At 63.3% G+C, this 26,059-nt stretch carries 24 protein-coding genes; 13 read left to right on the top strand and 11 right to left on the bottom strand.

The genetic code is table 11. The annotated features are described in order from the left end of the window. Positions 1–142: 142 nt before the first annotated feature. The 3 genes from NKJ40_RS20325 to NKJ40_RS20315 all read left to right on the top strand — a co-directional run bounded on the left by NKJ40_RS20325 (position 143) and on the right by NKJ40_RS20315 (position 3,977). Positions 143–1,150, top strand: a complete 1,008-nt coding sequence (locus NKJ40_RS20325; protein ID WP_352467571.1) for an iron ABC transporter substrate-binding protein — start codon at positions 143–145, stop codon at positions 1,148–1,150. Positions 1,151–1,314: 164 nt separating this feature from the next. After that, on the top strand, positions 1,315–2,898 hold the full coding sequence (locus tag NKJ40_RS20320; protein WP_352467570.1) for an ABC transporter permease: 1,584 nt from the start codon (positions 1,315–1,317) through the stop codon (positions 2,896–2,898). Beyond that, a complete protein-coding gene (locus tag NKJ40_RS20315; protein ID WP_352467569.1) occupies positions 2,895–3,977 on the top strand; it encodes an ABC transporter ATP-binding protein in 1,083 nt (360 codons plus the stop codon). The genes NKJ40_RS20320 and NKJ40_RS20315 overlap by 4 nt, the downstream gene beginning before the upstream one ends. A gap of 48 nt (positions 3,978–4,025) precedes the next feature. On the opposite strand, the gene ugpC is transcribed toward NKJ40_RS20315, so the two are convergent. The 4 genes from ugpC to ugpB form a co-directional block, all read right to left on the bottom strand. Next, positions 4,026–5,093: a sn-glycerol-3-phosphate ABC transporter ATP-binding protein UgpC gene (gene ugpC, locus NKJ40_RS20310; protein WP_352467568.1), complete on the bottom strand. Its 1,068-nt coding sequence runs from the start codon at positions 5,091–5,093 to the stop codon at positions 4,026–4,028. Positions 5,094–5,100: 7 nt separating this feature from the next. After that, complete coding sequence (ugpE, locus tag NKJ40_RS20305; RefSeq protein ID WP_352467567.1) at positions 5,101–5,949, bottom strand: sn-glycerol-3-phosphate ABC transporter permease UgpE; 849 nt, start codon at positions 5,947–5,949, stop codon at positions 5,101–5,103. 8 nt (positions 5,950–5,957) lie between these two features. Then, entirely contained in the window at positions 5,958–6,842 is an 885-nt protein-coding gene (gene ugpA / locus NKJ40_RS20300; protein ID WP_352467617.1) for a sn-glycerol-3-phosphate ABC transporter permease UgpA, read from the bottom strand. An 81-nt stretch (positions 6,843–6,923) separates the two neighbouring features. After that, positions 6,924–8,234 carry a sn-glycerol-3-phosphate ABC transporter substrate-binding protein UgpB gene (gene ugpB / locus NKJ40_RS20295; protein ID WP_352467566.1) on the bottom strand — a complete coding sequence of 437 codons (1,311 nt, stop codon included), beginning with the start codon at positions 8,232–8,234 and terminating at the stop codon, positions 6,924–6,926. Between the two features lie 297 nt (positions 8,235–8,531). Here ugpB and NKJ40_RS20290 point away from each other — a divergent pair, with 297 nt between their 5' ends. Next, entirely contained in the window at positions 8,532–10,964 is a 2,433-nt protein-coding gene (locus tag NKJ40_RS20290) for a bifunctional diguanylate cyclase/phosphodiesterase (RefSeq protein ID WP_352467565.1), read from the top strand. 2 nt (positions 10,965–10,966) lie between these two features. Here NKJ40_RS20290 and tlpA read toward each other — a convergent pair whose 3' ends face one another. Next, positions 10,967–11,650: a thiol:disulfide interchange protein TlpA gene (gene tlpA / locus NKJ40_RS20285; protein ID WP_352467564.1), complete on the bottom strand. Its 684-nt coding sequence runs from the start codon at positions 11,648–11,650 to the stop codon at positions 10,967–10,969. 35 nt (positions 11,651–11,685) lie between these two features. On the opposite strand from tlpA, the gene argH reads away from it, so the two are divergent. The 3 genes from argH (at position 11,686) to lysA (ending at position 14,651) form a co-directional block, all read left to right on the top strand. Further along, the gene (argH, locus tag NKJ40_RS20280; RefSeq protein WP_352467563.1) at positions 11,686–13,086 is read left to right on the top strand and encodes an argininosuccinate lyase; all 1,401 of its coding nucleotides are present in this window, start codon (positions 11,686–11,688) and stop codon (positions 13,084–13,086) included. Positions 13,087–13,157: 71 nt separating this feature from the next. Continuing rightward, entirely contained in the window at positions 13,158–13,364 is a 207-nt protein-coding gene (locus NKJ40_RS20275; RefSeq protein ID WP_023677931.1) for a hypothetical protein, read from the top strand. A gap of 18 nt (positions 13,365–13,382) precedes the next feature. Next, entirely contained in the window at positions 13,383–14,651 is a 1,269-nt protein-coding gene (gene lysA, locus NKJ40_RS20270) for a diaminopimelate decarboxylase (protein WP_352467562.1), read from the top strand. A 94-nt stretch (positions 14,652–14,745) separates the two neighbouring features. Here lysA and NKJ40_RS20265 read toward each other — a convergent pair whose 3' ends face one another. Beyond that, positions 14,746–15,048, bottom strand: a complete 303-nt coding sequence (locus NKJ40_RS20265) for an ArsR/SmtB family transcription factor (RefSeq protein ID WP_352467561.1) — start codon at positions 15,046–15,048, stop codon at positions 14,746–14,748. Between the two features lie 63 nt (positions 15,049–15,111). Between NKJ40_RS20265 and NKJ40_RS20260 the strand changes: the two genes are divergently transcribed. Both NKJ40_RS20260 and NKJ40_RS20255 read left to right on the top strand, forming a co-directional pair. Continuing rightward, on the top strand, positions 15,112–16,053 hold the full coding sequence (locus NKJ40_RS20260) for a threonine/serine dehydratase (protein WP_352467560.1): 942 nt from the start codon (positions 15,112–15,114) through the stop codon (positions 16,051–16,053). 211 nt (positions 16,054–16,264) lie between these two features. Beyond that, a complete protein-coding gene (locus NKJ40_RS20255; protein ID WP_352467559.1) occupies positions 16,265–18,880 on the top strand; it encodes a TIGR02302 family protein in 2,616 nt (871 codons plus the stop codon). 73 nt (positions 18,881–18,953) lie between these two features. Here NKJ40_RS20255 and NKJ40_RS20250 read toward each other — a convergent pair whose 3' ends face one another. Beyond that, entirely contained in the window at positions 18,954–19,811 is an 858-nt protein-coding gene (locus NKJ40_RS20250; RefSeq protein ID WP_352467558.1) for a LysR substrate-binding domain-containing protein, read from the bottom strand. 223 nt (positions 19,812–20,034) lie between these two features. Between NKJ40_RS20250 and NKJ40_RS20245 the strand changes: the two genes are divergently transcribed. Then, positions 20,035–20,985 (top strand): DMT family transporter, encoded by a 951-nt coding sequence (locus tag NKJ40_RS20245; RefSeq protein ID WP_352467557.1) that lies wholly within the window; start codon positions 20,035–20,037, stop codon positions 20,983–20,985. Between the two features lie 19 nt (positions 20,986–21,004). On the opposite strand, the gene NKJ40_RS20240 is transcribed toward NKJ40_RS20245, so the two are convergent. The 3 genes from NKJ40_RS20240 to NKJ40_RS20230 all read right to left on the bottom strand — a co-directional run bounded on the left by NKJ40_RS20240 (position 21,005) and on the right by NKJ40_RS20230 (position 22,692). Further along, the gene (locus tag NKJ40_RS20240; RefSeq protein ID WP_352467556.1) at positions 21,005–21,376 is read right to left on the bottom strand and encodes a response regulator; all 372 of its coding nucleotides are present in this window, start codon (positions 21,374–21,376) and stop codon (positions 21,005–21,007) included. A gap of 297 nt (positions 21,377–21,673) precedes the next feature. Further along, entirely contained in the window at positions 21,674–22,216 is a 543-nt protein-coding gene (gene hpt, locus NKJ40_RS20235) for a hypoxanthine phosphoribosyltransferase (RefSeq protein WP_254816654.1), read from the bottom strand. Positions 22,217–22,401: 185 nt separating this feature from the next. Beyond that, the gene (locus NKJ40_RS20230; RefSeq protein WP_352467555.1) at positions 22,402–22,692 is read right to left on the bottom strand and encodes a hypothetical protein; all 291 of its coding nucleotides are present in this window, start codon (positions 22,690–22,692) and stop codon (positions 22,402–22,404) included. Positions 22,693–22,928: 236 nt separating this feature from the next. Between NKJ40_RS20230 and ftsE the strand changes: the two genes are divergently transcribed. The 3 genes from ftsE (at position 22,929) to NKJ40_RS20215 (ending at position 25,414) form a co-directional block, all read left to right on the top strand. After that, positions 22,929–23,588: a cell division ATP-binding protein FtsE gene (gene ftsE / locus NKJ40_RS20225; RefSeq protein WP_023677923.1), complete on the top strand. Its 660-nt coding sequence runs from the start codon at positions 22,929–22,931 to the stop codon at positions 23,586–23,588. Next, positions 23,581–24,564: a cell division protein FtsX gene (locus tag NKJ40_RS20220; protein ID WP_352467554.1), complete on the top strand. Its 984-nt coding sequence runs from the start codon at positions 23,581–23,583 to the stop codon at positions 24,562–24,564. Before ftsE ends, NKJ40_RS20220 begins: the two co-directional genes overlap by 8 nt. 88 nt (positions 24,565–24,652) lie before the next feature. After that, positions 24,653–25,414 carry a YdcF family protein gene (locus tag NKJ40_RS20215; protein ID WP_352467553.1) on the top strand — a complete coding sequence of 254 codons (762 nt, stop codon included), beginning with the start codon at positions 24,653–24,655 and terminating at the stop codon, positions 25,412–25,414. A gap of 16 nt (positions 25,415–25,430) precedes the next feature. On the opposite strand, the gene NKJ40_RS20210 is transcribed toward NKJ40_RS20215, so the two are convergent. Further along, on the bottom strand, positions 25,431–26,051 hold the full coding sequence (locus tag NKJ40_RS20210; RefSeq protein ID WP_352467552.1) for a pyridoxamine 5'-phosphate oxidase family protein: 621 nt from the start codon (positions 26,049–26,051) through the stop codon (positions 25,431–25,433). Positions 26,052–26,059: the final 8 nt, after the last annotated feature.

Raw genomic sequence — 26,059 nt, 5'->3', positions numbered from 1 at the left:
ATGTCCAAGGCAAATTAGCTGAGCATCACGAAAGTTTGCTCCTTTTGAGCAATTGAGTGGGCCAGCAATGTTGACTGCACCAGTCAGGTATTGATAGGTGCAGCGTGCCAAACCAAAGACCATCGAAATCGAGGACGACGCTATGAAATATGCTCTTTCCGCCCTTGCCGGTGCGACAGCACTTGCAATCAGCCTGATCGCCGGCCCGGCAATAGCAGAGGACGAGGGCATCGTCGTCTACAACGCCCAGCACGAAAACCTGACCAAGGCCTGGGCGGAGGGATTCACCAAGGAAACCGGCATCAAGGTCACCGTTCGCAATGGCGGCGACAGCGATTTCTCCAATCAGATCGTTGCGGAAGGCACCGCTTCGCCCGCCGATGTGTTCCTGACGGAGAATTCGCCGGCCATGGCGCTGGTCGAGGCGGCCGGCCTGTTCGCGCCGGTCGACGCCGAGACGCTGGCCCAGGTTCCGCAGGAGTACCAGCCGGCGAGCGGCAAATGGGTCGGCGTTGCCGCGCGCAGCACCGTCTTTGCCTACAACAAAACCAAGCTGACCGCCGACCAACTGCCCAAATCGCTGCTCGATCTCGCCAATCCGAGCTGGAAGGGCCGTTGGGCCGCTTCGCCCTCCGGCGCCGATTTCCAGGCGATCGTCAGCGCGCTTTTGCAGCTCAAGGGTGAGGCAGCGACGGCCGAATGGCTGAAGGCGATGAAGGAGAATTTTACCGCCTATAAGGGCAACAGCACCGTGATGAAGGCGGTCAATGCCGGCGAGGTCGAAGGCGGCGTGATCTATCACTACTACTACTACGGCGATCAGGCCAAGACCGGCGAGAACAGCAAGAACGTCGAGTTGCACTATTTCAAGCACCAGGACCCCGGTGCTTTTGTCTCGGTTTCCGGCGGTGGTGTGCTGGCCTCGAGCAAGCACCCGAAGGAAGGGCAGGCTTTCCTGAAATGGGTCACCGGCAAGGGCGGCCAGGACGTGCTGAAAACCGGCGATTCGTTCGAATACGCAGTCGGCAAGGGCGCCGAGTCCAATCCGAAGCTGGTGCCGCTGGCCGATCTGCAGGCGCCGAAAGTCGACGCGACGGCGCTGAACTCGAAAAAGGTGACCGACCTGATGACGGCGGCCGGCTTGCTTTAGCCGGCGTTCGTCCTAAAAGGGCAACCGACTGCGCTCCTGTGGGAATTCGCTTTCCGCGGGAGCGCTCTGTTTTCAAGATGGCATCTGTCCATGACCACAAGCTGCTCGCCGCATTGGCCTGATCGCTTCCGCCTTCGGGCGGAAACGGCACAACGTCTGATCTGATGCAGTCGGCGATCGATCTCGCACCTTCAGGCTTGCCGGCCGACACCACGGCCGTGCGGGCACGTCGTTGGTCGGTCTCATGGATTGCGCTGGCTGCCGTCTTTGTCTCGCTGTTTGCGCTGCTGCCGCTTGCCTTCATCGTCTGGGTGGCGATGCAGACCGGCTGGGAAACCGTGGCGGCGCTGGTGTTCAGGCCGCGCGTCGGCGAGCTTCTAGTCAACACCAGCCTGCTGGTGGTGCTGGCGGTACCGATCTCGATCGTGCTGTCGGTGGCGCTGGCCTGGCTGACCGAGCGCAGCGATCTGCCGGGTGCCCGCTTATGGGCCTGGCTGTCGGTGGCGCCGCTCGCCATTCCCGCCTTCGTCCACAGTTACGCCTGGATCACCATGGTGCCCAGACTGCACGGCCTGTGGGCCGGCGTGCTTGTGTCCGTCATCGCCTATTTCCCCTTCCTTTATCTGCCGGTGGCGGCAGCCTTGCGCCGGCTCGATCCGGCTCTCGAGGATGCAGCGGCAGCGCTCGGGCTTGGCCCCTGGCGCGTGTTCAGGCGTGTCGTGCTGCCGCAGCTCCGGCTCGCCATTTGCGGCGGCTCCCTGCTGGTCGGCCTGCATCTCCTGGCCGAATACGGGCTCTATGTCTTCATCCGCTTCGACACCTTCACCACCGCGATCGTCGACCAGTTTCAGTCGACCTTCAACGGTCCCGCCGCCAACATGCTGGCCGGCGTGCTGGTGACCTGCTGCTTCGTGCTGCTCGGGCTGGAGGTGCTGGTGCGCGGCGAGGAGCGCTATGCCCGCGTCGGCTCGGGTGCTGCGCGCCACCAGCAGCGCACGAGCCTTGGGCGCGCCACCATTCCTTGCCTGCTGCTGCCCGCTGTTACCACGCTGCTGGCGCTCGGCGTGCCGTTCGCCACTATCGGCCGCTGGCTCATGGCCGGCGGCGCCGACGTCTGGCGGCTCGACGAGATCGGCCTGGCGCTTGGCCAGACGCTGTTCCTGGCGATTGCCGGCGCGCTGCTCGCCACCGTCGCGGCAATGCCGATGGCATGGATTTCGATCCGCGCGCCGGGGCGGCTGCAACGCGTCCTGGAGGGCTGCAACTATATCGTCGGCGCGTTGCCTGGCGTCGTCATCGCCCTGGCGCTGGTCACCATCGCCGTGCGTATCGCCATGCCGCTCTACCAGACCCTGTTCACCATCCTGGTCGCCTATGCGCTGATGTTCCTGCCGCGCGCCCTGATTAGCCTCAGGGCGTCGATCGCACAGGCGCCGGTTGAGCTCGAACGCGCCGCCTCCAGCCTCGGCCGGTCGCCGCTCAAGGCGCTGTGGTCGACGACGATCCGCCTGTCGGCGCCGGGCGCCGCGGCCGGCATGGCATTGGTCGCGCTGGGCATCATGAACGAATTGACCGCAACCCAGATGCTGGCGCCCAACGGCACCCGCACGCTGGCGATGGCGTTCTGGTCCTATAGCGGCGAGATCGACTATGCGTCGGCGGCGCCTTATGCCCTGATCATGGTGGCGATGTCGCTGCCCTTGACCTGGCTGCTCTATGTCCAGTCGAAGCGGATGGCCGGGCGATGAGCTTTCTCGAGCTGAGCGGCATCCACAAGCACTACGGCCCGGTGGCAGCACTTGCCGGCGTCGACCTCAGCGTGGCCAGCGGCAGCCGTACGGCGATCGTCGGGCCATCCGGTTGCGGCAAGACCACCTTGCTGCGGCTGATCGCCGGCTTCGAGGCGCCGGACCAGGGCCGCATCGTGCTCGATGGCGAGGTGCTGGCCGATGGCGACACGGCAGTGCCGGCGCATCGCCGCGGCATCGGGCTGGTGGCGCAGGACGGCGCTCTATTCCCGCATCTGAGCATCGCCGCGAATATCGGGTTCGGTATGGGCCGTCACGAGGAAAAGCGGAGCGAGCGCATAGCTGAGCTCGCCTATGTCGTCGGACTGGACAAAGGAATCCTGAAGCGCCGCCCGCACGAACTCTCCGGTGGCCAGCAGCAGCGCGTCGCGCTCGCCCGCGCCATGGCCATGAAGCCGCGGCTGATGCTGCTCGACGAGCCGTTCTCGGCGCTCGACACCGGCCTGCGCGCCTCGATGCGCAAGGCCGTGGCCGAGCTCCTTGAAACCGCCGGCATCACCACCATCCTGGTCACCCACGACCAGGCCGAGGCGCTGTCATTCGCCAGCCAGGTCGCGGTGATGCGCGACGGCAACTTCTCGCAGGTCGGCACGCCGCGCGAGCTCTATTTCAAGCCGAAGGACAGGATGATCGCAGAGTTCCTCGGCGGCGCCCTCGTCCTGCCGGCCAGGATCGCCGATGGCTTCGCTATCTCGCCGCTCGGCCGCATCGCCGTCGACAGCTCGGAGCGGCGCGACGTCGCCCGCATCATGCTGCGGCCGGAGCAGGTGTTGCTGAAACGCACATCGCGTGAAGGCATGTCCGGCACGCCGGACATGCTGTTCGGCGAGGTGACGGAATCGGAGTTCGCCGGCTCGATGTGCACCATCGCGGTGCGTCTGTTGAACAGCCCCGATCCGCCCGACGCCGCCGCCATCGGCAACACGCCGTTGATCCTGCGCAAGCCGGGCATGGACGCGCCGGCGATCGGCGAGATCGTTCGGCTGACCGTGTCGGGCAAGGCGCATGTGTTTGCCTGAACGGTTTTGCGCACACATAGCACCGCTCGGCAGGATGAAAGACCAATCTCAATCGACCCGTTTGCCCGCCTGATCGAACCAATGCAGCTTTTCGGACCTGGCCACGACGCGCAATTGGTCGTCTGGCTTTGCGGTGGCGCGGCCTGAGACGCGCACCACGATGCGGCTGCCGGCTGCCACGCAATGGAGAAAGCTTTCGGCACCGACCGGTTCGACCGCTTCCACTGTCGCCGGCAGCGCGAGCGCGCCGGCCGGCGCCTCTGCCGCGAAGGTGATATCGGCGTCCTCCGGACGAAAGCCGAGTGTCGACGCCTTGCCCAGTCGAGGCGCCAAGCCAATCACCGTACCGTCCGCCAATACCGAGCTTGGGGAGGCCCCTGTGAGCGCCAGCAGATTCATCGGCGGTGCGCCTATGAACGAAGCGACGAAGGTCGAGGCCGGTTTCTCGTACACATCAAGCGGCGCGCCGGTCTGCTCGACCAGTCCGGCGTTCATGACGACGAGGATGTCGGCCAGCGTCATCGCCTCAAGCTGGTCGTGCGTGACATAAACCGAGGTGACGCCAAGCGAGTGCTGCAGATTCTTGATCTCGATGCGCATCTGCCCGCGCAATTTCGCATCGAGGTTGGACAGTGGTTCGTCGAACAGGAAGACCTTCGGGTTGCGCACGATGGCGCGACCCATGGCGACACGCTGGCGTTGACCGCCGGAAAGCTCGCGCGGGCGCCGGTCAAGCAGCGCCGAAAGCTCCAGTACCTTGGCAGTCGAGCGTACCCTGCTGTCGATCTCGTCCTTCGGCGTGCCGCGGTTGCGCAGGCCATAGGCCATGTTGTCATAGACCTTCATGTGCGGGTAGAGCGCGTAGTTCTGGAATACCATAGCGATGTCGCGTTCGGTCGGGCCAATGGCGTTGACCACCTTGCCGTCGATGGCGACCGTACCGGCCGAAATCGTCTCCAACCCGGCGATCATCCTCAGCAGCGTGGACTTGCCGCAACCTGACGGGCCGACCAGCACGCAAAGCTCCTTGTCGGGAATGGCGATGGAGACGCCCTTCACGGCTTCGACGCCGCTGGGATAGACCTTCTTCACGTCCTTCAGATCCACGGTCGCCATTGGCTTCTCACTTTTCGGATTCGACCAGGCCGCGCACGAACCAGCGCTGCATCAGCACGACCACCAGGATCGGCGGCACGATGGCCAGCATTGCCGTGACCATCACCAGGTGCCATTGGGTGTCGGCATCGGCGAAGGAAACCATCTTTCTCAGCGCGATGACGATGGTGTTCATGTCGTTGCTGTTGGTGACGAGCAGCGGCCAAAGATACTGCGTCCAGCCATAGATGAAGAGGATCACGAACAGCGCCGCGATGTTTGTCCGCGACAGCGGCAACAGAATATCGAAAAAGAAGCGCCATGGCCCGGCACCGTCGACACGCGCCGCCTCGACCAATTCACCCGGTATGGTCATGAAGAACTGGCGAAACAGCAGCGTTGCGGTGGCCGAGGCGATCAGCGGGACAATCAGGCCGGCATAGGTGTCGATCATGCCGAGATCGACCATCACCTTGTAGGTCGGCAGGATGCGCACCTCGACTGGAAGCATCAAGGTGATGAAGATCAGCCAGAAGAAGGTCATGCGCAGCGGAAAGCGGAAGAACACGATCGCGTAGGCCGACAGGATCGAGATGAAGATCTTTCCCACCGCGACGCCGAGCGCCATGATCGTGGTGTTGAGGAGCAGCCTGCCGACGCTGACCCCGCCAATACGACCAATGCCGCCGAACAACGCCTCGCTGTAATTGTTCAATAGCTGGCCGCCGGGCAAGAGCGGCAGCGGCGGCCTGAGGATCGTTTGCAGCGTGTGTGTCGAGGCCACGAAGGTGTAGTAGATCGGAAAAGCCACGATCAATATGCCAAGGATGAGCACGGCATGGGCGATGAAGGTGCGGAGCGGGGACTGGCCGATCATCGCTGCCCTCAGCCGTAATGGACTTTGCGTTCCACATAGCGGAACTGGATCGCTGTGAGCGCGATGACGATGGCCATCAGGATGACCGACTGCGCCGCCGAGTCGCCCAGGATCAGATTGACGAAGCCGTCATTGTAGACCTTGTAGACCAGCGTCTCGGTCGTCTTGCCCGGCCCGCCGCCGGTGACGGCATGAACGATGCCGAACGTGTCGAACAGGGCATAGACGGTGTTGACGACCAGCAGGAAAAAGGTTGTCGGCGCAAGCAGCGGGAAGACGATGGTCCAGAAGCGCTTGGTTTCGCCGGCGCCGTCCATGGCCGCCGCTTCGATCAGCGTTTTCGGCACCGCCTGCAGGCCGGCGACGAAGAACAGGAAATTGTAGCTGATCTGCTTCCAGGCAGCAGCCGACACCAGCAGGATCATCGCGTGGGTGCCGTTGAGCAGTGGGTCCCATGCGATGCCGAGGCTTCTCAGCAAATAGGCCAACGAGCCGATCGAAGGGTTGAACAGAAAAAGCCAAAGCATGCCGGCAATCGCCGGCGCCACGGCATAAGGCCATATCAACAGTGTGCGGTAGAGGCCTTTGCCGCGCACGGCCTTCTCGGCCATGACCGCGAGAAGCAGGGCCACAACCATGGCAACGATCGCGGTCGCAAGCGAGAACACCACCGTGACTTTGATCGAGTTGAGGTAGGCCGGATCGGCCAGCACCTTCCGGAAATTGACAAACCAGACGAACCTGCTCTTCAGCCCGAACGGGTCTTGCCTGAGCATCGACTGGTAAAGCGCCTGACCGGCCGGCCAGTAGAAGAAAACCAGGGTGATGGCGAGTTGTGGTGCCACCAGCAGGTAGGGCAGGATCTTGTTGGGAAAGACGATGCGTGCAGACAGGCTGATTTCCCTCGCTATCCAGGCATCGCCCACGCGCGCTCGCGCGGGCGATATTCCAACCGACTAACCGGGATGGTCTCGTTAGTTGTCCAGGGCTTCCTTGATCGCGGCGTTGCCGCGCACGACCGCATTGTCGAGCGCCTGCTGGGCGGTTTGCTGGCCGGCCAGCATCTTCTCCAGCTCCTCGTTCTGGATATCGCGCACCTGCGGCAGATTCGGCAGGCGCACGCCCTTCGAGTTGTCGGTCGGCGACTTTCCGGTCATCTGCAGGATGGGTGTCTCGCGGCCGGGGTTCTTGTCATAGAAGCCTGATTTCTTGGTCGCCTCGTATGCGGCGAGCGTCACCGGCAGGTATCCCGACTTCTGGTGCAGATATTCCTGCACATCAGTCTTGGACAGATAGGCAAAGAAGGCGGCAACGCCCTTGTATTCCTCGTCCGACTTGTTGCCGAACACCCACAGGCTGGCACCGCCCGGCGTCGTGTTCTGCGGGGCACCCTTGGCGTCGCTGTCGTAGGGAAGCTGGCCGATGCCATAGTTCATGCCGGACTTGACGATATCGCCGAGGCCGCCCGACGATTCGGTGAAGATGCCGCATTCGCCGGCGAGGAATATCTGCTTGGCTTCGGAGGTGCGCCCGCCATATTTGAACGTGCCGTCCTTGGCCAGGTCAGCGAGCGCCTTGAAGTGGTTGACGAAAATCGGCGCATTGATCTTGAGTTCGACATCACCGCCAGCCAGGCCATTCTGCTGAGTGGCCCAAGGCACGTCGTTCCACGCCGCGAAATTCTCCAGATGGATCCAGGTCAGCCAGGTCGAGGTATAGCCGCAAGAGGCGGCGCCGCTCGTCTTGATCTTCTTGGCAGCTTCCCACACCTCGTTCCAAGTCTTGGGCGGATTGTTCGCGTCGAGGCCTGCCTTCTGGAAGATGTCCTTGTTGTAGTAGAGGATCGGTGAGGAAGAGTTGTAGGGGAACGACAGCATGGTGCCGTCCGGCTTCGAATAATAGCCGACGATGCCGGGCAGATATTGGCTCTTGTCGAAGGTCATCCCGGCGCCGGTCATCACATCGGCCACCGGCTTGATCGCACCCTCGGCCGCCATCATCACGCCGGTGCCGACATCGAACACCTGGAGGATATCGGGCGCCTGGCCGGCGCGGAAAGCGGCGATGCCGGCATTCAGCGTCTCCGGATAGGTGCCCTTGAACACCGGAACGAGCTCATAGTCGCTCTGGCTGGCGTTGAAATCCTTGGAGATCTTGGCGACGACCTCGGCGTTGGCGCCGGTCATGGCGTGCCACCAGCTGATCTGCGTGACGGCGAAGGCGGAGGTGGTGGAAAGCAGGGTCAAGGTGGCGGCAATACCGGCCGCGAAGCCGAAGAACTTCATGTTTCATCTCCAGTTTATCATTGGCGAAAGGGGCACTTCCGCAAAGCCAATATGTGGCGCTGATGACAATCGGACAACGGTTTTGTTGCGGATCAATGAACATCATTTCTTCCTAAAGTGCACTCGCTACCGAAAGCGGGGCACCAGAAACCACATCACCGCTTTTTCGGCGCAGCGGCGCCGTTTTTCCCCTGAAAAGGTCGGCCTCACCGCCCACGGGTTAACCATTCGTTAAAATCTCCAACTGCTAATCAGTCACACCTCCCCTGTTAGTTTTGGCAGACCGAGTGAACCAGGATGCTGACGGTCTATAATTGTATCGTAAATCAGCACGATTTGAGACTCGTTGCGCTCGCCGCACTCGTCTGTGGAATTTCTTGTTTCTCAGCAGTTAATCTCCTTAAGCATGTCGGCCGATCGGCTGACCGAAACCGGCTTGTCTGGCTGATGATCGCCGCGGCTTCGACCGGGTTCGGCATATGGGCGACGCATTTCATCGCCATGACTGCGTTTACGCCGGGAATACCGAACGCATACGATCCGGGATTATCCGCCTTTTCGCTTGCCGCCGCCGTCATCCTGACCGCGCTTGGGATGTGGGTCGCCACCTTGCGCCGCGGCATCGACCATTTCCTCGTCGGCGGCGCCATTCTGGGCGGCGCCATCGCGACGATGCACTACATCGGCATGGCGGCTTTCGAGGTCGAAGGCCGGGTCGTATGGAACCTGCTCCTTGTCGCGATATCGCTTCTGGCCGGCGTGACCCTCGCGGCACTGGCGCTCCTTGTCGTCTTGCGCCGCCCGTCAGCGCTCGCCACTCTCGGCGGCGCCGCGCTTTTGACGCTGGCGATTTGCAGCTTGCATTTCATCGCGATGGCCGCGGTGTCGATCATTCCGGATTCCTCGATTGAAATATCCGAACATTCCATCGAGCCCATTTCCCAGGCCTTTGCCGCAGCGGTCGCCAGCCTGGCAATCCTTGTGCTGTCGGGTGCTGCGCTGTGGATCGACCTGCGCTTTCGCCGCCAGAAGCTCGAGGCCGATCGCATGCACGATCTCGCCAATGCGGCGGTGGAAGGTCTGATCGTTTGCGATGGCACCCGCATCGTCAGCGCCAATGACAGTATGGCGAAGCTGACCGGAACAGCGACAGCTACCCTCAACACGATGCAACTCGGCGAGCTTTTCGACGGACAGAGCGCAGCCGATATGTCCGGCTTCGGCGAACAAGCGCAGGAAGCAAAATTAAGGGGCAGCGACGGCACGAGAATTCCTGTCGAGCTGATCGCCAGGAACATCACTTACTGCGGCAGGCCTCATACGGTGCTTGCCGTTCGCGACATCCGTGAGCGCAAGAAGGCGGAAGAAGAGATCCTCCGCCTCGCGCATTTCGATCCACTTACCGGGCTTGCCAACCGGCGGAGCTTTTCTTCCCGGCTGGAAGCAGAATTCGCCTCGACGGATCGTGGCGGCAAGGATGGATATCTGGCGCTCCTGCTGCTCGACCTCGACCGGTTCAAGCAGGTCAACGACCTCTACGGCCACGGCGCCGGCGACGCCATGCTGCAGAAGCTGGCGCACTGCATTGCCGGCATCCCGCGCCAAGGGCAGTTGCTCGCGCGTCTCGGCGGCGATGAATTTGCCATCATAGCTCCGAACCTCCCCGACCCCCTGGCCGCAGGCCGGATAGCCGAGGACTTGCTGGCGGCGATCCGGGAGGAGAACAGGGTTTCGGTCGGCTCCGGCCTTGTCTCGGCCAGCATCGGCATCGCCTTCTTTCCGCTGGATGCCGAAGACCAGGCCGGGCTGATCAGCCACGCCGACACGGCACTCCATCGCGCCAAAACCGAAGGCAGGGACACTTACCGGTTTTTCGAGATAGCCATGGGCACCGCGGCCCGCGACAAGCGCGTGATGGAGCATGAATTGCGCCAGGCGATCGCCCGCAAGGAGTTCCACCTCGTCTACCAGCCCCAGAAGGAGATCCGCGGCGGCAGGATGATCGGCTTCGAAGCCCTGGTCCGTTGGCAGCACCCTGAGCGGGGTGACATTTCTCCGGCTGTTTTCATCCCCGTGGCAGAGGACAGTGGCGCGATCGCGCAGATCGGCGACTGGGTGCTGACGACAGCCTGTAGCGATGCCGCTCGCTGGACAAACCCGCTGATGGTCGCCGTCAACGTCTCCGCCGTGCAACTTCACAATCCGAACTTCAGCCGCAAGGTGCACGACGCATTGACGAGATCCGGCCTGGCCCCCGGCAGGCTCGAACTGGAGATCACCGAAACGGCCCTGGTGAAGGACATGCCGCGCGCGCTCGCAACCTTGAGGCAGGTCAAGGCGCTTGGCGTGCATGTGGCGATGGACGATTTTGGCACCGGCTATTCTTCGCTGTCCAACCTTAGCGCCTTTCCCTTCGACAAGATCAAGATCGACGGGTCGTTCATCAAATCGGTCGACAAGAACGCCCAGTTCGCGGCGATCGTTCGCGCCGTGCTGGGGCTTGGACGCGGTCTCGGCCTGCCGGTCCTTGCGGAGGGCATCGAGACGCCGGGTGAATTGCAGTTCCTGGACGCCGAGGCTTGCGAGATCGGGCAAGGCTATTATCTCGGCAAACCGGCTCCGATCGAGACATTCGGCGAACTGACGGGCGTGGCCGCTCCGGCAATCCGCACCGCCAGCAGACGCGGTGCAAGCATTGCCGTGCTCAAGCCGCGCCTGCGCACGGTCTGAGCCTATCCTGGCTGAAGCGCCGCCTCGACCAGACGCTTGGCATCCGGCCCCGACCATTCGGCCGGGCCGTTCATATGGGCGATCAGGCAGCCTTGCCCATCGATCAGCATGGTGACCGGCAGACCAAGCGCCAGGCCGCGCGTCTTGACGTCGTTGAACAGCGCCATGGTGGCATCGCGATAGTAGCCGAGCGACTTGACGCCGGTGTCCTCCAGGAACTTCTTCGGCTTGGCATCGTCACCGGCATCGACGTTGACGGCAACAACCTGAAACGCGTCGCTGCCCATCTCCTTCTGCAGCGCATCGAGCGCCGGCATTTCGGCGCGGCAAGGTGCGCACCATGTCGCCCACAGATTGAGCAGCACCGTCTTGCCGGCATGATCGGCGATCGTCGTCGGCTTGCCGTCGGGGCCGTTGAAGGCAAGGCTTTTCAGCGATTGCGGCGGATCCGCCGGCAAAAGCGCGGCAACCTGGCCGGTAGCAGCGGCGGCGATCCTCTTGGCACGGTCGGTCTTGGCGGCGCAGGCGACGTCGTCCTTGCCGCCGCCGGCGGCCACTTGCGCGGGCGCCTTGTTGCCAGAACTGCTTTCCCTGACATATACCGCGACCGCGCCGGCCAGCACGCCCGCAACCAACGCGGCGAGGACGAGACGCAAAGCCGGGAAAAATCTATTACTGTCTGCCATTTTTGAAAAACTGCTCCGGAGCACGGGTTATAGCGATGAACGACAAGAAGGTCAGCAACCAGATGTGGGGCGGACGTTTTGCCTCGGGTCCGGCCGCAATCATGGAAGCGATCAACGCGTCGATCTCGTTCGACCGCAAACTCTATGCCCAGGATATTCGCGGCTCGATCGCCCATAGCCAGATGCTGGCGCAAACGGGCATTATTTCGGCGGCCGATCAAGAAAAAATCGCTCACGGGCTGAACACGATCCTGGCAGAGATCGAGGCCGGCACATTCGAGTTCTCGACCAGGCTGGAAGACATCCACATGAATGTCGAGGCCCGTCTGGCCGATCTGATCGGCCCCGCCGCCGGCCGCCTGCATACCGCCCGCTCGCGCAACGACCAGGTGGCGGTCGACCTCAGGCTGTGGGTCAAGGACGAATGCTTTCGTGTCGCCGAGGCGCTGAAGGGACTGATCACGGCATTCCTGGATCGGGCCGAGGAGCATGCGGCAACGGTCATGCCGGGCTTCACCCACATGCAGGCAGCGCAGCCGGTGACCTTCGGCCACCACTGCATGGCCTATGTCGAGATGTTTGCGCGCGACCTGTCTCGCGTCCGCGACGCGATCGAGCGGATGGATGAAAGCCCACTCGGCGCTGCCGCCCTTGCCGGCACCAGCTTTCCCATCGACCGGCACCAGACAGCGAAGGCGCTTGGCTTCCGCGAGCCGATGCGCAATTCGCTCGACAGCGTTTCGGATCGCGATTTCGCGCTCGAGTTCCTCGGCCTGGCGGCGATCTGCGCGACGCATCTGTCGCGGCTGGCCGAAGAGATCATCATCTGGTCGACGCCGCAATTCGGCTTCGTCAGGCTGTCGGATAGTTTCTCGACAGGTTCCTCGATCATGCCGCAGAAGAAGAACCCCGACGCTGCCGAACTGGTTCGCGGCAAGACCGGCCGCGTCACCGGCCATCTGGTCGGTCTGCTGACGGTGATGAAGGGCATGCCGCTGACCTATGGCAAGGACATGCAGGAAGACAAGGAATCCGTCTTCGACGCGGCAGAGACGCTCGACCTGATGCTGGCTGCGATGACCGGCATGGTGCGCGATATGACAGTGAACACCGCGGCGATGAAGAAGGCGGCCGGCGCCGGCTATTCGACTGCGACCGACCTCGCCGACTGGCTGGTGCGCACGCTCGGTCTGCCGTTCCGCGAGGCGCACCATATCACTGGTCGGGCGGTGGCGCTGGCCGAGGACAGGAAGATCGGGCTCGACAGGCTTTCGCTGGAGGATCTGCAGTCCATTCACCCCGGTATCAGCGCCGACGTGTTTTCGGTTCTCGCCGTGCAGAATTCTGTAAAGAGCCGCACGAGCTTCGGCGGCACCGCGCCGTCCGAGGTGCGCAAGCAGATCCGCCACTGGAAAAAGCGGCTCGTCCAGGCGTAGAACGCGGGGTGCAATGGCGGCAAAACTCGGCTAGAAGCGGCTGCGGGCAACAGTTTCGGACGGATGGCACGATGACCGGAAGCAGGATTTTGGTGACGCTGACGCTGCTGGCAGCAATGGCCACCGTTGCGGCTTGCGGCAGGAAGGCTGCGCTCGATACGCCCTACGCGGCAGCCGTGCAGGCGCGCAAGGACGCCGAGAAGGCCAAGCAACCTTTGCCGCCGGAGCCGGAAAAACCTGTCGAGGACAAGAAATTCATCCTCGACCCGCTGCTCTGATTTTTCGGACCAAATCTCGTGAACCATTTCGACTACCGCGACGGCGCGCTGCATGCCGAGGACGTGGCGATATCAGACATCGCCGCCAGCGTCGGCACGCCGTTCTATTGTTATTCGACGGCGACGCTGACCAGGCATTTTCGCGTCTTTACCGAGGCCTTTGCCGGGCTCGACGCCCTCGTCTGCTATGCCATGAAAGCGAATTCCAACCAGGCCGTGCTGAAGGTGCTGGCAAGGCTCGGCGCCGGCGCCGACGTGGTCTCGGAGGGCGAATTGCGCCGCGCTTTGGCGGCCGGCATCCCGGCAAGCAAGATCTTGTTTTCGGGCGTCGGCAAGACCGCGCGCGAAATGGATTTTGCGCTCTCGGCCGGCATTCTCTGTTTCAACGTCGAATCCGAACCGGAGCTGGAGCTGCTGTCGGCCCGCGCCACCGCGCTGGGCAAGATCGCGCCGATCTCGCTGCGCATCAATCCGGATGTCGACGCCAGGACGCACAAGAAGATTTCGACTGGGAAGGCCGAGAACAAGTTCGGCATTCCCTGGCAGCAGGCGCGGAAGGTCTATGCGCGCGCGGCTGAGCTGCCGGGCATCAAGGTCACCGGCATAGACACCCATATCGGCAGCCAGATCACCGAATTGCAGCCCTTCGACGACGCCTTTGCGCTGCTGGTGGAGCTGGTCGGCGCCTTGCGCGCCGACGGGCATGCCATCGAGCATATCGATGTTGGCGGCGGCCTTGGCATTCCCTACCGCGTCGACAACAACCCGCCGCCCTTGCCCGATGCCTATGCCCGGATCGTCAGAAAGCATGTCGCCAAACTTGGGCTGAAAGTGATGTTCGAGCCAGGCCGGCTGATCGTCGGCAATGCTGGCATCCTGGTCTCGGAGGTGATCTTCGTGAAGGAGGGCGACGCCAAGAACTTCCTCGTCGTCGACGCCGCGATGAACGACCTGATCCGGCCGACGCTTTACGACGCTTTCCACGACATCAGGCCGGTGGCGCAGCAGCCGGCCGCAGCACCACGCATGAAGGTCGACGTCGTCGGCCCGGTTTGCGAGACCGGCGACTATCTCGGGCTAGACCGTGACCTGCCCCGGCTGAAATCCGGCGACCTGATCGCTGTCGCCACCGCCGGCGCCTATGGCGCCGTCCAGGCCGGCACCTACAATACCAGGCTGCTGGTACCGGAAGTGCTGGTCGACGGCGACCGCTTCCACGTTGTGCGCCCGCGCCAGACCTATGACGAATTGATCGGGCTGGATTCGGTGCCGGACTGGTTGAAGTAGATAATGATCCCGAACCGAAGGTCCGCGTAGGCGAAAAGTGGAACCCGGTTTTCGGAAAAGATCATGATCAAACAAAAATAGATACCCTGCAGCGCTACAGCCGGTGCTGAATGAGCGCCCTGGTTTCGGCGATTCTGTCCTCGTTCCGGCGATAGAATATCCACTGCTTGATGCGCTTGCTGCGCAAAAGCCCTGCCTGGGTGAGCACGCGCATATGCTCGCTGAGCGTCGCCTGGGTGATCCCCAGCTTTTCCGCGATCAGCAGCGCGCATACGCCGTCCTCGACCAAATCGCCGTCCGCCTGCGGCGGAAAATGCGCGCGCGGGTCTTTGAGCCAATCGAGGATCTGCAGCCTGCGCTCGTTGGCGATCGCTTTGAAAACATCGACCTCTTGCATTTAGGCACTTTGCCAAGTTACTAAGTAATGTCAACTCTGAATGCCAACTCTGGGAGTGAAAGCATGCTGCACGGCCACACGATCACACGCGAGCGCATTGCTGCAATGGAGCCGCGCATCCGGCCCTTCGTGCGCCACACGCCAGTGCTGCGCGTCGACATGGCCGATTTCGGCCGCCCGCCTCTGCCTGTCGACCTGAAGCTTGAGTGCTTGCAGCATTCCGGCTCGTTCAAGGCGCGTGGTGCGTTCACCAATCTCCTCGAACGGCCGGTTCCTGCGGCCGGCGTCGTCGCCGCATCGGGCGGCAACCACGGTGCCGCTGTCGCCTATGCCGCCATGCGGCTCGGCCACAAGGCGACCATCTTTGTTCCCGAAGTGAGCCCGCCGGCCAAGATGGACCGCATCCGCGGTTACGGCGCCGAGCTGGTCGTCGGCGGCGCCCGTTATGCGGAGGCACTGGCCGCCAGCGAGAGCTTCGCCGAAAAATCCGGCGCGCTGCAGATCCACGCCTTCAACCAGGAGGAGACGCTGGTCGGGCAAGGCACGCTCGGGCTTGAGATCGAGGCCGACCTGCCGGAGCTCGACACCCTGCTGGTCGCCGTCGGTGGCGGCGGTCTGATCGGCGGCATCGCCGCCTGGTTTTCCGGCCGCATCAGGATCATCGCGGTCGAGCCGGAGGGTGCGCCGACGCTTCATCGCGCCTTCGCGGCGGGCCGACCCGTCGACGCGCCGGCTGAGGGCATCGCCGCCGATTCGCTCGCGCCGAAGCGTGTCGGCGAAATGATGTTTCCTATCGCCGAGGCATTCGTCGAGCGCTCGATCCTTGTCGGCGACGACGACATTATCGCCGCCCAGGCGGCGCTCTGGGACCGCGTGCGAATCATCTCCGAGCCGGGTGGTGCGGCCGCCTGCGCGGCGCTCCTGTCCGGCCGCTACGCACCGGCTGCAGGCGAGCGCGTTGCCGTACTGGTCTGCGGCGCAAACGCCAATCCGGCGAAATTCTGACAATATCCGGGGCATTATTGTTCACGTTTTGGGGAACCGCCTCGCCTTCGCCGTGTTTGTTGGTATCCTTAGGACGATGTGCATCCGCTTGGACGCACGAAGTACGCGCTAAGATTTTAGGTCTTCGCATCGTGCTTCCCGAAAATCGACTTTTCGGGCCCATGCGATAGACTCGTGAGGCCCGGGCTATCCGCCCGGCCAGGAAGGGCCGATGACACAACGACCCATCTTCACCAGCGATCGCAGTCTGGCCAGGCGCCTTGCCTTGAGCCGGCTGGGAACGCAGGTCTCGATAATCGTCGAACGCGGCTGGCCATTGCTGCTGCCACTGATCGTCGTCGCCAGCCTGTTCCTCAGCATCTCGTGGCTCGGCCTGTTCCCATTTTTGCCCGATCTGGCGCGGATCGGTCTCATCACGGCATTCGGCGTCGCAGCGCTTGCCGCACTCTACCCGCTGCGTTTCTTCCGCACGCCATCCAGTGCTGAGGTCGACCGCCGCATCGAGGCGGCCAACCGATTGCTGCACAGCCCGGTGCAGGTCCAGACCGATCGCCCGAGCGGCAAGGAAAGCATTTTTTCGCAAGCCCTGTGGCGCGAGCATCAGCGGCGCATGGCGGACCGGCTGGGTGAGCTTGGCGGCGACGTGCCGCGCACACGCGTGCCCGAACGCGACCCGTGGGCGCTACGCGCCGTTGCCGCGCTTTTATTGGTCACTGCCTTTGCCTTCTCCTTCGGGCCGTCGGGCGGCAGGCTGAGCGACGGTTTTGTTGCCCGTGCCGCCCGCGACGTCGTGCCGCCGCGCATTGATGCCTGGGTGACGCCGCCGGCCTATACCGGCAGGCCGCCGGTATTCCTCAACGCCCCAGTCCTTGCCAACAACGCCACTCAAGCGGCGCCGACCTTCACCGTTCCGGAAGGCAGCGATGTGTCGCTGCGCGTCACCGGCGGTTCGGGCGAGGAAACGCTGAGCTACGCCGACACCGGCGGCAACAGCCGCGCCATCGATCCGACCGGGCCGCAAGCCGCCAAGACTGAGGCAAGTCCGGCAACGCCTTCCACCGTGCGCCAGTTCAGCGGCAAGTTGACGGCCGACGGCATGCTGACGCTGCAGTCCGGCGACGGCGAGCTCGGCCGCTGGGCCTTCGCCATAATTCCCGACAAGCCGCCGCAGATCCGCTTTGTCGGCGAGCCGAAGCGCGCCGTCAACGGCGCCTTCGAACTCAACTACCAGATCGACGACGACTATGGCGCGGCCTCCGCCAAGGCGGTTTTCGCATTGGCCGATCCGCAGGCGCCGAAGGCGCATCCGCTCTATGGCCCGCCGGAAATGCCGCTGACGTTGCCGCGCCGCGGCGGCAAGGCCAATGCCGCCAAGACGACGAAGGACCTGACCGACCATGTCTGGGCCGGTGGCAACGTCAAGCTGTCGCTTGTCGCCACCGACGGTGCCGGACACACGGCGATCAGCGAAACCAAGACGCTGGTGATGCCGGAGCGGCCATTCTCCAATCCATTGGCGCGGGCGGTGGTCGAGCAGCGCCGCCTGCTGGCGCTCGACGCCTATGCCAAGGACCGCGTGCTCGACCTGATGGATGCGATCACGCTTAGGCCCGAAGACACGTTCGACAACATGGCGCACTACCTCGCCATCATGAGCGCCCGCACCCGGCTGAAGATGGCCGACAGCGACGACCAGTTGCGCGACGAGGTCGCGTACCTCTGGGAGATCGCGCTCGGCATCGAGGAAGGCAATCTGTCGGCGGCCGAGAAGCGGCTGCGCCAGGCGCAGCAGGCGCTGCAGGATGCGATCAAGAACGGCGCCAGCGACCAAGAGATCGAGAAGGCGATGAAGGAACTGCGCGAGGCGATGAACCAGTTCCTGCAGGAATTCGCGGCGCGGGCGCAGCAGAATCCGAATGCGCCACAGATGCAGCAGAACGGCCAGGAACTGCGCCAGAGCGATATCGACCGCATGATGGACCAGATCGAGAACCTGGCGAAATCCGGCAATCGCGACCAGGCGCAGCAATTGCTGTCGGAGCTGCAGGACATGATGAACAATCTGCAGGCAGGCCGCCAGCAACAAGGCGGTCAGCAGGACAGCGAGATGCGCCAGCAGATGGACAAGCTGGGCGAAATCATGCGGCGCCAGCAGGAGATGATGAACGACACTTTCCGCATGGACCAGATGCAGCGCGGCCAGCAACAGCGCGGGCAGAACCGGGACGAGCAGCTCGGCGAGAACGGTGAGCCAGGCCCGATGGACGAACAGGGCAAGCCCGGCCCGGGTGACGACCGCGATCCGCTCGGCCGGCCGAAGCCGATGACGCCGCAGGAATTTGCTGATGCGCTGAAGCAATTGCAGGAAGGCCAGGGCAAGCTGCAGAGCGAGCTCGATCAATTGAGGAAGAGCCTCGAAGGCATGGGCCTCGACCCCAACGAAGGGTTTGGCGAGGCCGGCAAATCCATGGGCAATGCCGAACAGGCGCTCGGCGAGGGCGAAGGCGACCAGGCCGTCGGTCACCAGGGCCGCGCGTTGGAAGCCTTGCGCAGGGGCGCCAAGGACATGATGAAGCAATTGCAGGCGATGCAAGGCGACCAGGGCGGCAACGGGCAGGGCGGGCGCCAGCAGAATGCCGATCGTGACCCGCTCGGGCGGCCCCGCACCAGCGAGGGTCCCGATGACGGAAGTTCGGTGAGAGTGCCTGACGAGATAGACGTGCAGCGTGCCCGCCAGATCCTCGAAGCGATCCGCAAGCGGCTCGGCAATGCACTCAGCCCCGATATCGAGCGCAGCTATCTGGAGCGGTTGCTGGAGCTGAAGTAAGGCTGCCCCCCAATATTCGGAAGATCGCCGTGCGGTCCGTGGTGGCCGCCACCGCCGGACTGAGCGGCACGTGTTAACGGTTGGTGAACGCCTCGCGGATCGCCTCTTCCATGCCGTCGATGGCCTCACCGGAAGCGTTCGGATTGCGCCGCAGCACTACGTTCGAGGAATCGATGTCGCCGAACCCGTCGGCGGCTGTAAGCTCGCGGCAGCCGGCCGGGATGTTGCTGCGCGAGATCGGCGCAATCGCCAGCCCGGAGGTGACGGCGAGCCGCAGGCCGCCATTGGTATCGCTGGTGTAGGCGACACGATAGGCGAGATCGCGCTGTTCCAGCGACTTTATCGCGAAATCCTTGCACCAGCCGGCACGGTTGTAGAGCGCGATCGGCACCGGCCGCTCCTCATGCATGTGATGCAGCTCCGACGTCACCCATACGGTCGGGTCATGCATCAGCACCTCACCGCCTGAGAGATCCTGCCATTCGAACACCACCGCCAGATCGAGCTCGCCGGCGGCGAGCGCCGCGATCTGCGCACCGGAATGCGCGTAGCGGACGGTGATGTCGACTTGAGGATGGCGCTTGGCAAAGACGCCGAGTGCGCGCGACAGGATCGCGTGGCCATATTCCTCCGGGATACCGATGCGCACCGGCCCGCCAAGCGGCGCCGCGACCATCGATGCCGCCGTCTCGTCGAGCAGTGAAACGATGCGCCTGGCGTTGGCGATGAGCTCGCCGCCGCGCCGCGTCAGCGCCACACCGCGCGAGCCGCGCTCGAACAGGCTGTCGCCGACCATGCCTTCGAGCCTCTTCATCTGCATCGAGACCGCCGACTGGGTGCGGCCGGCCCGCTCCGCCGCCTTGGTGAAATTGCCGGTGTCGGCGACCGCCACGAAGGTGCGCAACAGGTCGCTGTCGAGATTGGGTCGCATGTGCCCGCCATAAGAAAATCTGATAGCTGGCATCATTCCAATTCGTTTGCAACATGTCAAACGGCGGACGATAGTTGCCTCACCCATTGGATATGCGGCCGCGAAATCGGCCGCGGACCAAGCAAAAGTCCTCACTCGTACCCGCTGCCCGAAACGGTGGCGGGTTCTTTTTACCCGGATGCAGGCCTGCTTTCGGCCGCGCAAGCGGGAGACAGGAGCGCCTATGCAGAATCGGCTTGTGCTCGGCATCCTCAGCCTCTGTCTCGGCGTGTTGGTCTTTTCGCTGCAGGATCCGCTGGTCAAGGCGGTGTCGAGCCACTATCCCGTCACCGAGGTGATGGCGATCCGCTCGATAGTCGCCCTGCCGATCCTGGTTTTCCTTGTCCACGCCGATGTCGGATTGCAGGCGATCCTGTCGAAGCGGTTCGGCATGCTTACGATGCGCGCCTTCATCCAGTTCACCTCCTATACGGCCTACTATCTGGCAATCGCCGCCCTGCCGCTGGCTGACGCGGTGGCGCTCTATTTCATGGCGCCGCTGTTCATCATGGCGTTGGCCGGCCCCTATCTCGGCGAACGCGTGTCCTGGCAGGCGCTCGCCACCGTCCTGGTCGGCATGCTCGGCGTGCTGGTGATGGTGCGCCCGGGCGCCGGCTTGTTCGACTGGGCGGCGCTGCTGTCGCTAGGCTCGGCTCTGCTCTACGGTTTCTCGCAGCTGATGGCACGCAAGATCGGCGACACCGAATCCTCGACCGTCATGGCATTCTATCAGAACGGCGCCTATCTGGTCGGCGCCGCCTTGGTGGCGGCATTGTTTTGGCTGGCAGGCATTGACCACGCCGTGCATCCGAGCCTCGAGTTCCTCGTCCGGCCATGGATCTGGCCGGCGACGCCGGATCTCCTCAAGATGGGGGCATGCGGCTTCGTAGCCTCGGCCGGAATGATCCTGTTGTCGCAGGCCTATCGGCTGGCGCCCGCCAACAGCGTCGCCACCTTCGAATACACCGGTATCATCTGGTCGCCGCTATGGGGTTTTCTGTTCTTTGCCGAAGTGCCGCGACCAGCGACGGCGGCCGGCGCAGCCCTCATCATCGGCGCCGGCCTGTTTGCCCTCAATGCCAGCCGGCGCCGGAGCGGCGCGCCAGCCATTGCGGCGACCTGCGACCTTGCCTGAAGGCGGTCGGCCTTGGGCTTTAGGCGAAGCAGGCGAGCGCCTGTTCGACGCGGGCGCGGATTTCAGCCAGCGTGAACGGCTTTTGCACGACGTCCAGAATGATGCCGTTCAACTCCTCGGCGCGCTCGCGCTGGTCGGCATAGCCGGTCATCAGCATGATCTTCATCGCCGGGAACAGCGCCGCTGCCGCCTTGGCCATCTCGATGCCGTCCATTTCCGGCATGCGGATGTCGGACAGCACAAGGTCGTAGCTCCCTTGCGCCGCCCGGATCAGAGAAAGGCCATGTGCGCCGTCGGCGGCAACAGTGACATTATGCCCGGCGCGTTCGAGCGCACGAGCGGCGAGAGTGCGGACGGATTCATCGTCCTCGACGATCAGGAGCTTTGCCATGGGCAGAATATTTGGCGGGGAAAAGTTGATGTTTCCTGAAGGCGCTGAGGCTCGATGAGGCCTTTCAGAATTCGCTCCGGCGAGTCAGATGGCGTGGTTTTCGAGAACCGGAGCGGAGCGGCCGTTCGAGTCCGAGAGCTTCGCGCACGATCCCGAAATCGGTTTCGATTTCGGAAAGGATCATGCGCAAAATCAAAAGTGCTACAGCGTCCTTTGCGCGTCCAAAGGACGCGCGGCGCTGTAGGAAGCGCAGAAAACTGTGTCAGGTGGCCGCCGGAGTAGAATTCTGAAAAGGCCTCAAGCGTCGCCCTTGACGATGCCGACGAAGGGCAATTCGCGAAACGCGTGGGCGACGTCCATGCCATAACCGACGACGAAATAATCGGGGCAGTCGAAGCCGACATAGTCGGCGTTGAGCGTGGTCTGGCGGCGCATGCGCTTGTCGAGCAGCACGGCGATTGCACAGCTCCTCGCGCCGCGCGACAGCATGAGGTCGCGAGTGAAGCTCAGCGTCTTGCCGGATTCCAGAATGTCGTCGATGAGAAGCACATCGCGGCCCGCGACCTCGTTGTCGATGTCGCGCAACACCCTCACCTCACCGCTGGTCGTCCCGGCGCCATAGCTTGAGATGAAGATGAACTCGACCTCCGGCGACAGGCCGACATCGTGCATGGCACGGATAAGATCGGCGGCGAAGATGAACGATCCCTTCAGCACAGAGATTACCAGAAGGTCGTGGTAGTCGTGCCCGGCGATCTCCTTGGCAAGTTCCAGGTTCCGCCGCGCGATGGCGGACGCCGAAAACAGGACTTCGATGTCCTTGCCGCGCACAACTGGCATTGGCTGCCCTTCCAGAAAATGATCGGCTTGTAGGCGAAGCCGACCGAAACGGTCTTCAACCTCGTTCTAGGCATGTCGAGCCGGCTGGCAAGGCCAAATCTTTGGCAGGCGCCCGCGAACGGTCGGGTGTCCGCAGCGCGTCGCGAATCGTTTACCTGGTGAGCTGTTGATTTTCTGGCGCCGTTCTAACGAACCAGCGCATGGCCGCCCGAAATCCAGAAGGCTGCAAAAGCGGCACCGACGCCGGCAATCCAGAAGATCGGCCCACCATGCACCCACAACGGCCGTTCGACGGCGGTTTCGGGCTTGCGCAGCATATCCATGCCTTCGATCGAAGGCGTGGAAATCATGCGCGCAGGCGGCGGCGCAAAGTCTGCACGCGTAAAATGGCGGGGCAGCACCTCATAATCGGCATCGATGACGTCGGCGGTCACGTCGCGCATGATGCGTTCCGGCTCGGCGGCCGGATCGGTCATGATTTCGCCGGAAACTGGGCGCGCGGTTCGATCCTCAGCCATCATGGCCCAACACTACGGCACCTGTTCGCTGTTCGTTTCTTTTGGGTAAACGGAAATGGTTAACGCTTCCCCACCGGAACCTCTGTGACTCGCTCGAAAAGCCCCCAAATTAACTGTCGGTTAACCATGCCGGCCGATGGTCTTTCTACAGAAGGGGCTGGCATCTTGCCGCCGAGAATTTCAGGTCGTCGAAAGTGATCCGCTTCGAAAATGTCGGCCTCCGCTATGGCATGGGTCCGGAGATTCTCCGCGACATCTCCTTGCACATTCCGGAGCGCTCCTTTCAGTTCCTGAGCGGACCTTCAGGCGCCGGCAAGACGACGTTGCTGCGGCTTTTGTTCATGTCGCTGAAGCCGACGCGCGGCCTGATCACCATTTTCGGCAAGGACCGCTCGCGCATCTCGCGCACCGAATTGCCGCATCTGAGACGGCGCATCGGCGTGGTGTTCCAGGATTTTCGCCTGCTCGACCATATGACCACCTACGAGAACGTGGCCTTGCCGCTGCGCGTGCGCGGCCGCGAGGAGGCGACCTACCGCACCGACGTCACCGAGCTGCTGAAATGGGTCGGCCTCGGCGAGCGCATGCATGTGCTGCCGCCGGTGCTGTCTGGCGGCGAGAAGCAGCGCGCCGCGATCGCCCGGGCGTTGATCGAGCAGCCCGAGATCCTGCTCGCCGACGAGCCGACCGGCAATGTCGACCCGCCGCTGGCGCGACGCTTGCTGCGGTTGTTCATCGAGCTCAACCGGCTGGGCACCGCCGTGGTGATCGCCACACACGACCTCGGCCTGATGGAACAGGTCGACGCACGGCGAATGATTCTGGCCGGCGGAAGGCTGGACATCTATGACTGAGCTCTCCGTCGAACATTTCGAGGGTCAGGACGCCGGGGCGGCAAAGCCCCGCGTCCAGCGCAAAATGGCGCCGATCGTGCCGGCGCAGAACATCGCCGGCCGGGCGCTGGTGCTGGTCATCGCCATCATGACGTTTCTGTCCTGCCTGACGTTTGGCGCAGTCACGCTGGTGCGTGACACCGCCTCCGTCTGGGAGAACCAGATCTCGCGCGAGGCGACCATCCAGATCAAGCCGGTCGACGGCCTCGACATGGAGGCAGCACTTGCACAGGCCTCGCAGATCGCCGGCGAATTCCCTGGCGTGAAAAGCGCCAGGATCGTCGACCGCGAAGCAACGGCCCGGCTGCTCGAGCCTTGGCTGGGCTCGGGCCTGAACATCGATGAGCTGCCGGTGCCGCGCTTGATCATCATCACCATCGACGAGAACAACCCGCCCGATTTCGCCGCACTGCGCGCGGCGATCACGCCGAACCTGCCGAGTGCCTCGCTCGACGATCATCGCACCTGGGTCGACCGGCTGGTTGCCATGGCCCGCACCACGGTAACAATCGGCATCGCAGTGCTGGCGCTGATGCTGTCGGCGACGGTGCTGACCGTGGTGTTCGCGACGCGCGGCGCCATGGCCGGCAATGGCCACATCATCGAGGTGCTGCATTTTGTCGGCGCCGAGGCGCGCTTCATCGCGCGCGAATTCCGCCGGCATTTTCTGGTCACCGGCATGAAGGGCGCCGCGGCAGGCGGCGCCGCGGCGATCCTGGTCTTCATCGTCTTCTCCTGGTGGTCGTCACGCAACATGGCAACGCCGCAGGCCGATCAGGCGACCGCCCTGTTCGGCAATTTCGCCATCGGCTCGGCGGGTTATCTCGGGGTCGCTGTCATGGTGCTGGTAATCGGCGCGCTGACGGCGGCAACCTCCCATTTCACCGTGGTTACCTATCTCAGCGACATCGACATTCGCCAGCCGGACGCCGGCTAAAGGAACGATCGATCACGGATGAAAACGCAACGTCACGAAAATTGCATTTTTTCCCTACCAAAGGCCGTATTTCGGGATTAACCATTTCATGATGGACGTTCGGGACTCGACCGATACCGCTGGGTGCATGCCAGTGCTGGTTGCGCGTCCGCATGAATTCGCCGGGCCCGATGAATTTGCCAAGGCGGATCAATTCGCCAAACATGGGCGGCTGCTGGCAGCCCGCTCCTTGCGCCTCTCGGCTCTCCTTCTGCTCGCCCTTGTGGCGTTGTTTGTCGCCGGCTTCGGCTGGTTCGCCAATACCGTCAGCCGTCTGACTACGCCCGCCAATCCGGCAAGGGCCGACGCTATCATCGTGCTGACCGGCGGCCAGTCGCGACTCGACGCTGCGATGGGCCTGCTTGCGTCAGGCAAGGGCGAGCGGCTGCTGATCAGCGGCGTCCATCCTTCCGCCAGCCGTCGCCAGCTTCAGGCCGCGACCGGCGGCGACAAGAGGCTGTTTTCCTGCTGCGTGGACATCGACCGCGCCGCGCTCGACACGATCGGCAATGCCGAGGAAAGCGCCAAATGGGTCGAAGACCACGCCTACGGCACCGTCATCCTCGTCACCAACAATTATCACATGCCGCGCAGCCTGCTGGAAATGGGCCGTCTGCTGCACGGCGCCAGGCTCGAACCCTATCCGGTGGTCAACACCAACCTCGAGAATGGTGGCTGGCTGACCAAGCCGGAAGCGCTGCGCGTGCTGTTCACCGAATACAACAAATACCTGCTGGCGCTGGCGCGCGGCATCATGCCGGTGAAGCAAACCGACAGCGTCACGCTGGCCGACGCCGCAGGCGGAAACTGAACGGCACCGACACTTTTTATTCTCTGGCTGCTGCACCCGAGCGCAAGCGCGCGATCTCCTGCTCGAGCCGTTCTATGCGCCTGTCTCGTTCGGCCAGTGCTACAGCCACGTCGGCCGCTTCGAAACGCTGCGGGATGTGCTGCGAGCAATTTGAATCCCAAGCCGAAACCGTAAACAGGATGACCTGCTCGGGTCGCGCTTTGTAGTCTTGCGGCATCAGCTTTGCCGTCAGCTCGGCATCGCCCTCGACGACCTGCGCTTTGCCCCAGATCTTGATGCGCTGCCGGTGCGCATAATCGATAAGGAACAGGAAAGCCTGTGGGTTGTCGCTAAGGTTGCCCTGGGTGATGAACTGCCTGTTACCGGAAAAATCGGCAAAGCCGATCGTCCGTTCGTCGAGCACCTTGAGGAAACCGGCAGGCCCGCCGCGATGCTGGATGTAAGGCTGCCCGTCCGCATTGGCGGTCGACAGAAAGACGCTGGTTTGCGCCTCGATGAAGGCGGCGAGATCGGGCGTGATTGCCGCCTGCCAGCCGCCACGCTCCTCGACACGGGCATAGGCCTGGCGCGAGCCCTTGCGGGCCTGGATCGCCTTCACCGTCGGGGTGAAGGCGACATCGCTGGTGTGAGCGTTCATGAAAACCC

Source organism: Mesorhizobium sp. M0119 (assembly GCF_040322615.1).
Taxonomy (GTDB): domain Bacteria; phylum Pseudomonadota; class Alphaproteobacteria; order Rhizobiales; family Rhizobiaceae; genus Mesorhizobium.
This window is presented reverse-complemented; position numbering and strand designations above follow the sequence as displayed.

Bases quoted from the DNA above. Each gene is read 5' to 3' on its own strand.
- hpt (WP_254816654.1), bottom strand. From the start codon at position 22,216: ATGCCAGTTGTGCGCGGCAAGGACATCGAAGTCCTGTTTTCGGCGTCC.
- argH (WP_352467563.1), top strand. From the start codon at position 11,686: ATGAACGACAAGAAGGTCAGCAACCAGATGTGGGGCGGACGTTTTGCC.
- ugpE (WP_352467567.1), bottom strand. From the start codon at position 5,949: ATGATCGGCCAGTCCCCGCTCCGCACCTTCATCGCCCATGCCGTGCTC.
- NKJ40_RS20255 (WP_352467559.1), top strand. From the start codon at position 16,265: ATGACACAACGACCCATCTTCACCAGCGATCGCAGTCTGGCCAGGCGC.
- NKJ40_RS20250 (WP_352467558.1), bottom strand. From the start codon at position 19,811: ATGCGACCCAATCTCGACAGCGACCTGTTGCGCACCTTCGTGGCGGTC.
- NKJ40_RS20315 (WP_352467569.1), top strand. From the start codon at position 2,895: ATGAGCTTTCTCGAGCTGAGCGGCATCCACAAGCACTACGGCCCGGTG.
- NKJ40_RS20320 (WP_352467570.1), top strand. From the start codon at position 1,315: ATGCAGTCGGCGATCGATCTCGCACCTTCAGGCTTGCCGGCCGACACC.
- NKJ40_RS20260 (WP_352467560.1), top strand. From the start codon at position 15,112: ATGCTGCACGGCCACACGATCACACGCGAGCGCATTGCTGCAATGGAG.
- ugpC (WP_352467568.1), bottom strand. From the start codon at position 5,093: ATGGCGACCGTGGATCTGAAGGACGTGAAGAAGGTCTATCCCAGCGGC.
- NKJ40_RS20245 (WP_352467557.1), top strand. From the start codon at position 20,035: ATGCAGAATCGGCTTGTGCTCGGCATCCTCAGCCTCTGTCTCGGCGTG.
- NKJ40_RS20275 (WP_023677931.1), top strand. From the start codon at position 13,158: ATGACCGGAAGCAGGATTTTGGTGACGCTGACGCTGCTGGCAGCAATG.
- tlpA (WP_352467564.1), bottom strand. From the start codon at position 11,650: ATGGCAGACAGTAATAGATTTTTCCCGGCTTTGCGTCTCGTCCTCGCC.
- NKJ40_RS20215 (WP_352467553.1), top strand. From the start codon at position 24,653: ATGATGGACGTTCGGGACTCGACCGATACCGCTGGGTGCATGCCAGTG.
- NKJ40_RS20220 (WP_352467554.1), top strand. From the start codon at position 23,581: ATGACTGAGCTCTCCGTCGAACATTTCGAGGGTCAGGACGCCGGGGCG.
- NKJ40_RS20265 (WP_352467561.1), bottom strand. From the start codon at position 15,048: ATGCAAGAGGTCGATGTTTTCAAAGCGATCGCCAACGAGCGCAGGCTG.
- NKJ40_RS20210 (WP_352467552.1), bottom strand. From the start codon at position 26,051: ATGAACGCTCACACCAGCGATGTCGCCTTCACCCCGACGGTGAAGGCG.
- NKJ40_RS20325 (WP_352467571.1), top strand. From the start codon at position 143: ATGAAATATGCTCTTTCCGCCCTTGCCGGTGCGACAGCACTTGCAATC.
- NKJ40_RS20230 (WP_352467555.1), bottom strand. From the start codon at position 22,692: ATGACCGATCCGGCCGCCGAGCCGGAACGCATCATGCGCGACGTGACC.
- NKJ40_RS20240 (WP_352467556.1), bottom strand. From the start codon at position 21,376: ATGGCAAAGCTCCTGATCGTCGAGGACGATGAATCCGTCCGCACTCTC.
- NKJ40_RS20290 (WP_352467565.1), top strand. From the start codon at position 8,532: ATGCTGACGGTCTATAATTGTATCGTAAATCAGCACGATTTGAGACTC.
- ugpB (WP_352467566.1), bottom strand. From the start codon at position 8,234: ATGAAGTTCTTCGGCTTCGCGGCCGGTATTGCCGCCACCTTGACCCTG.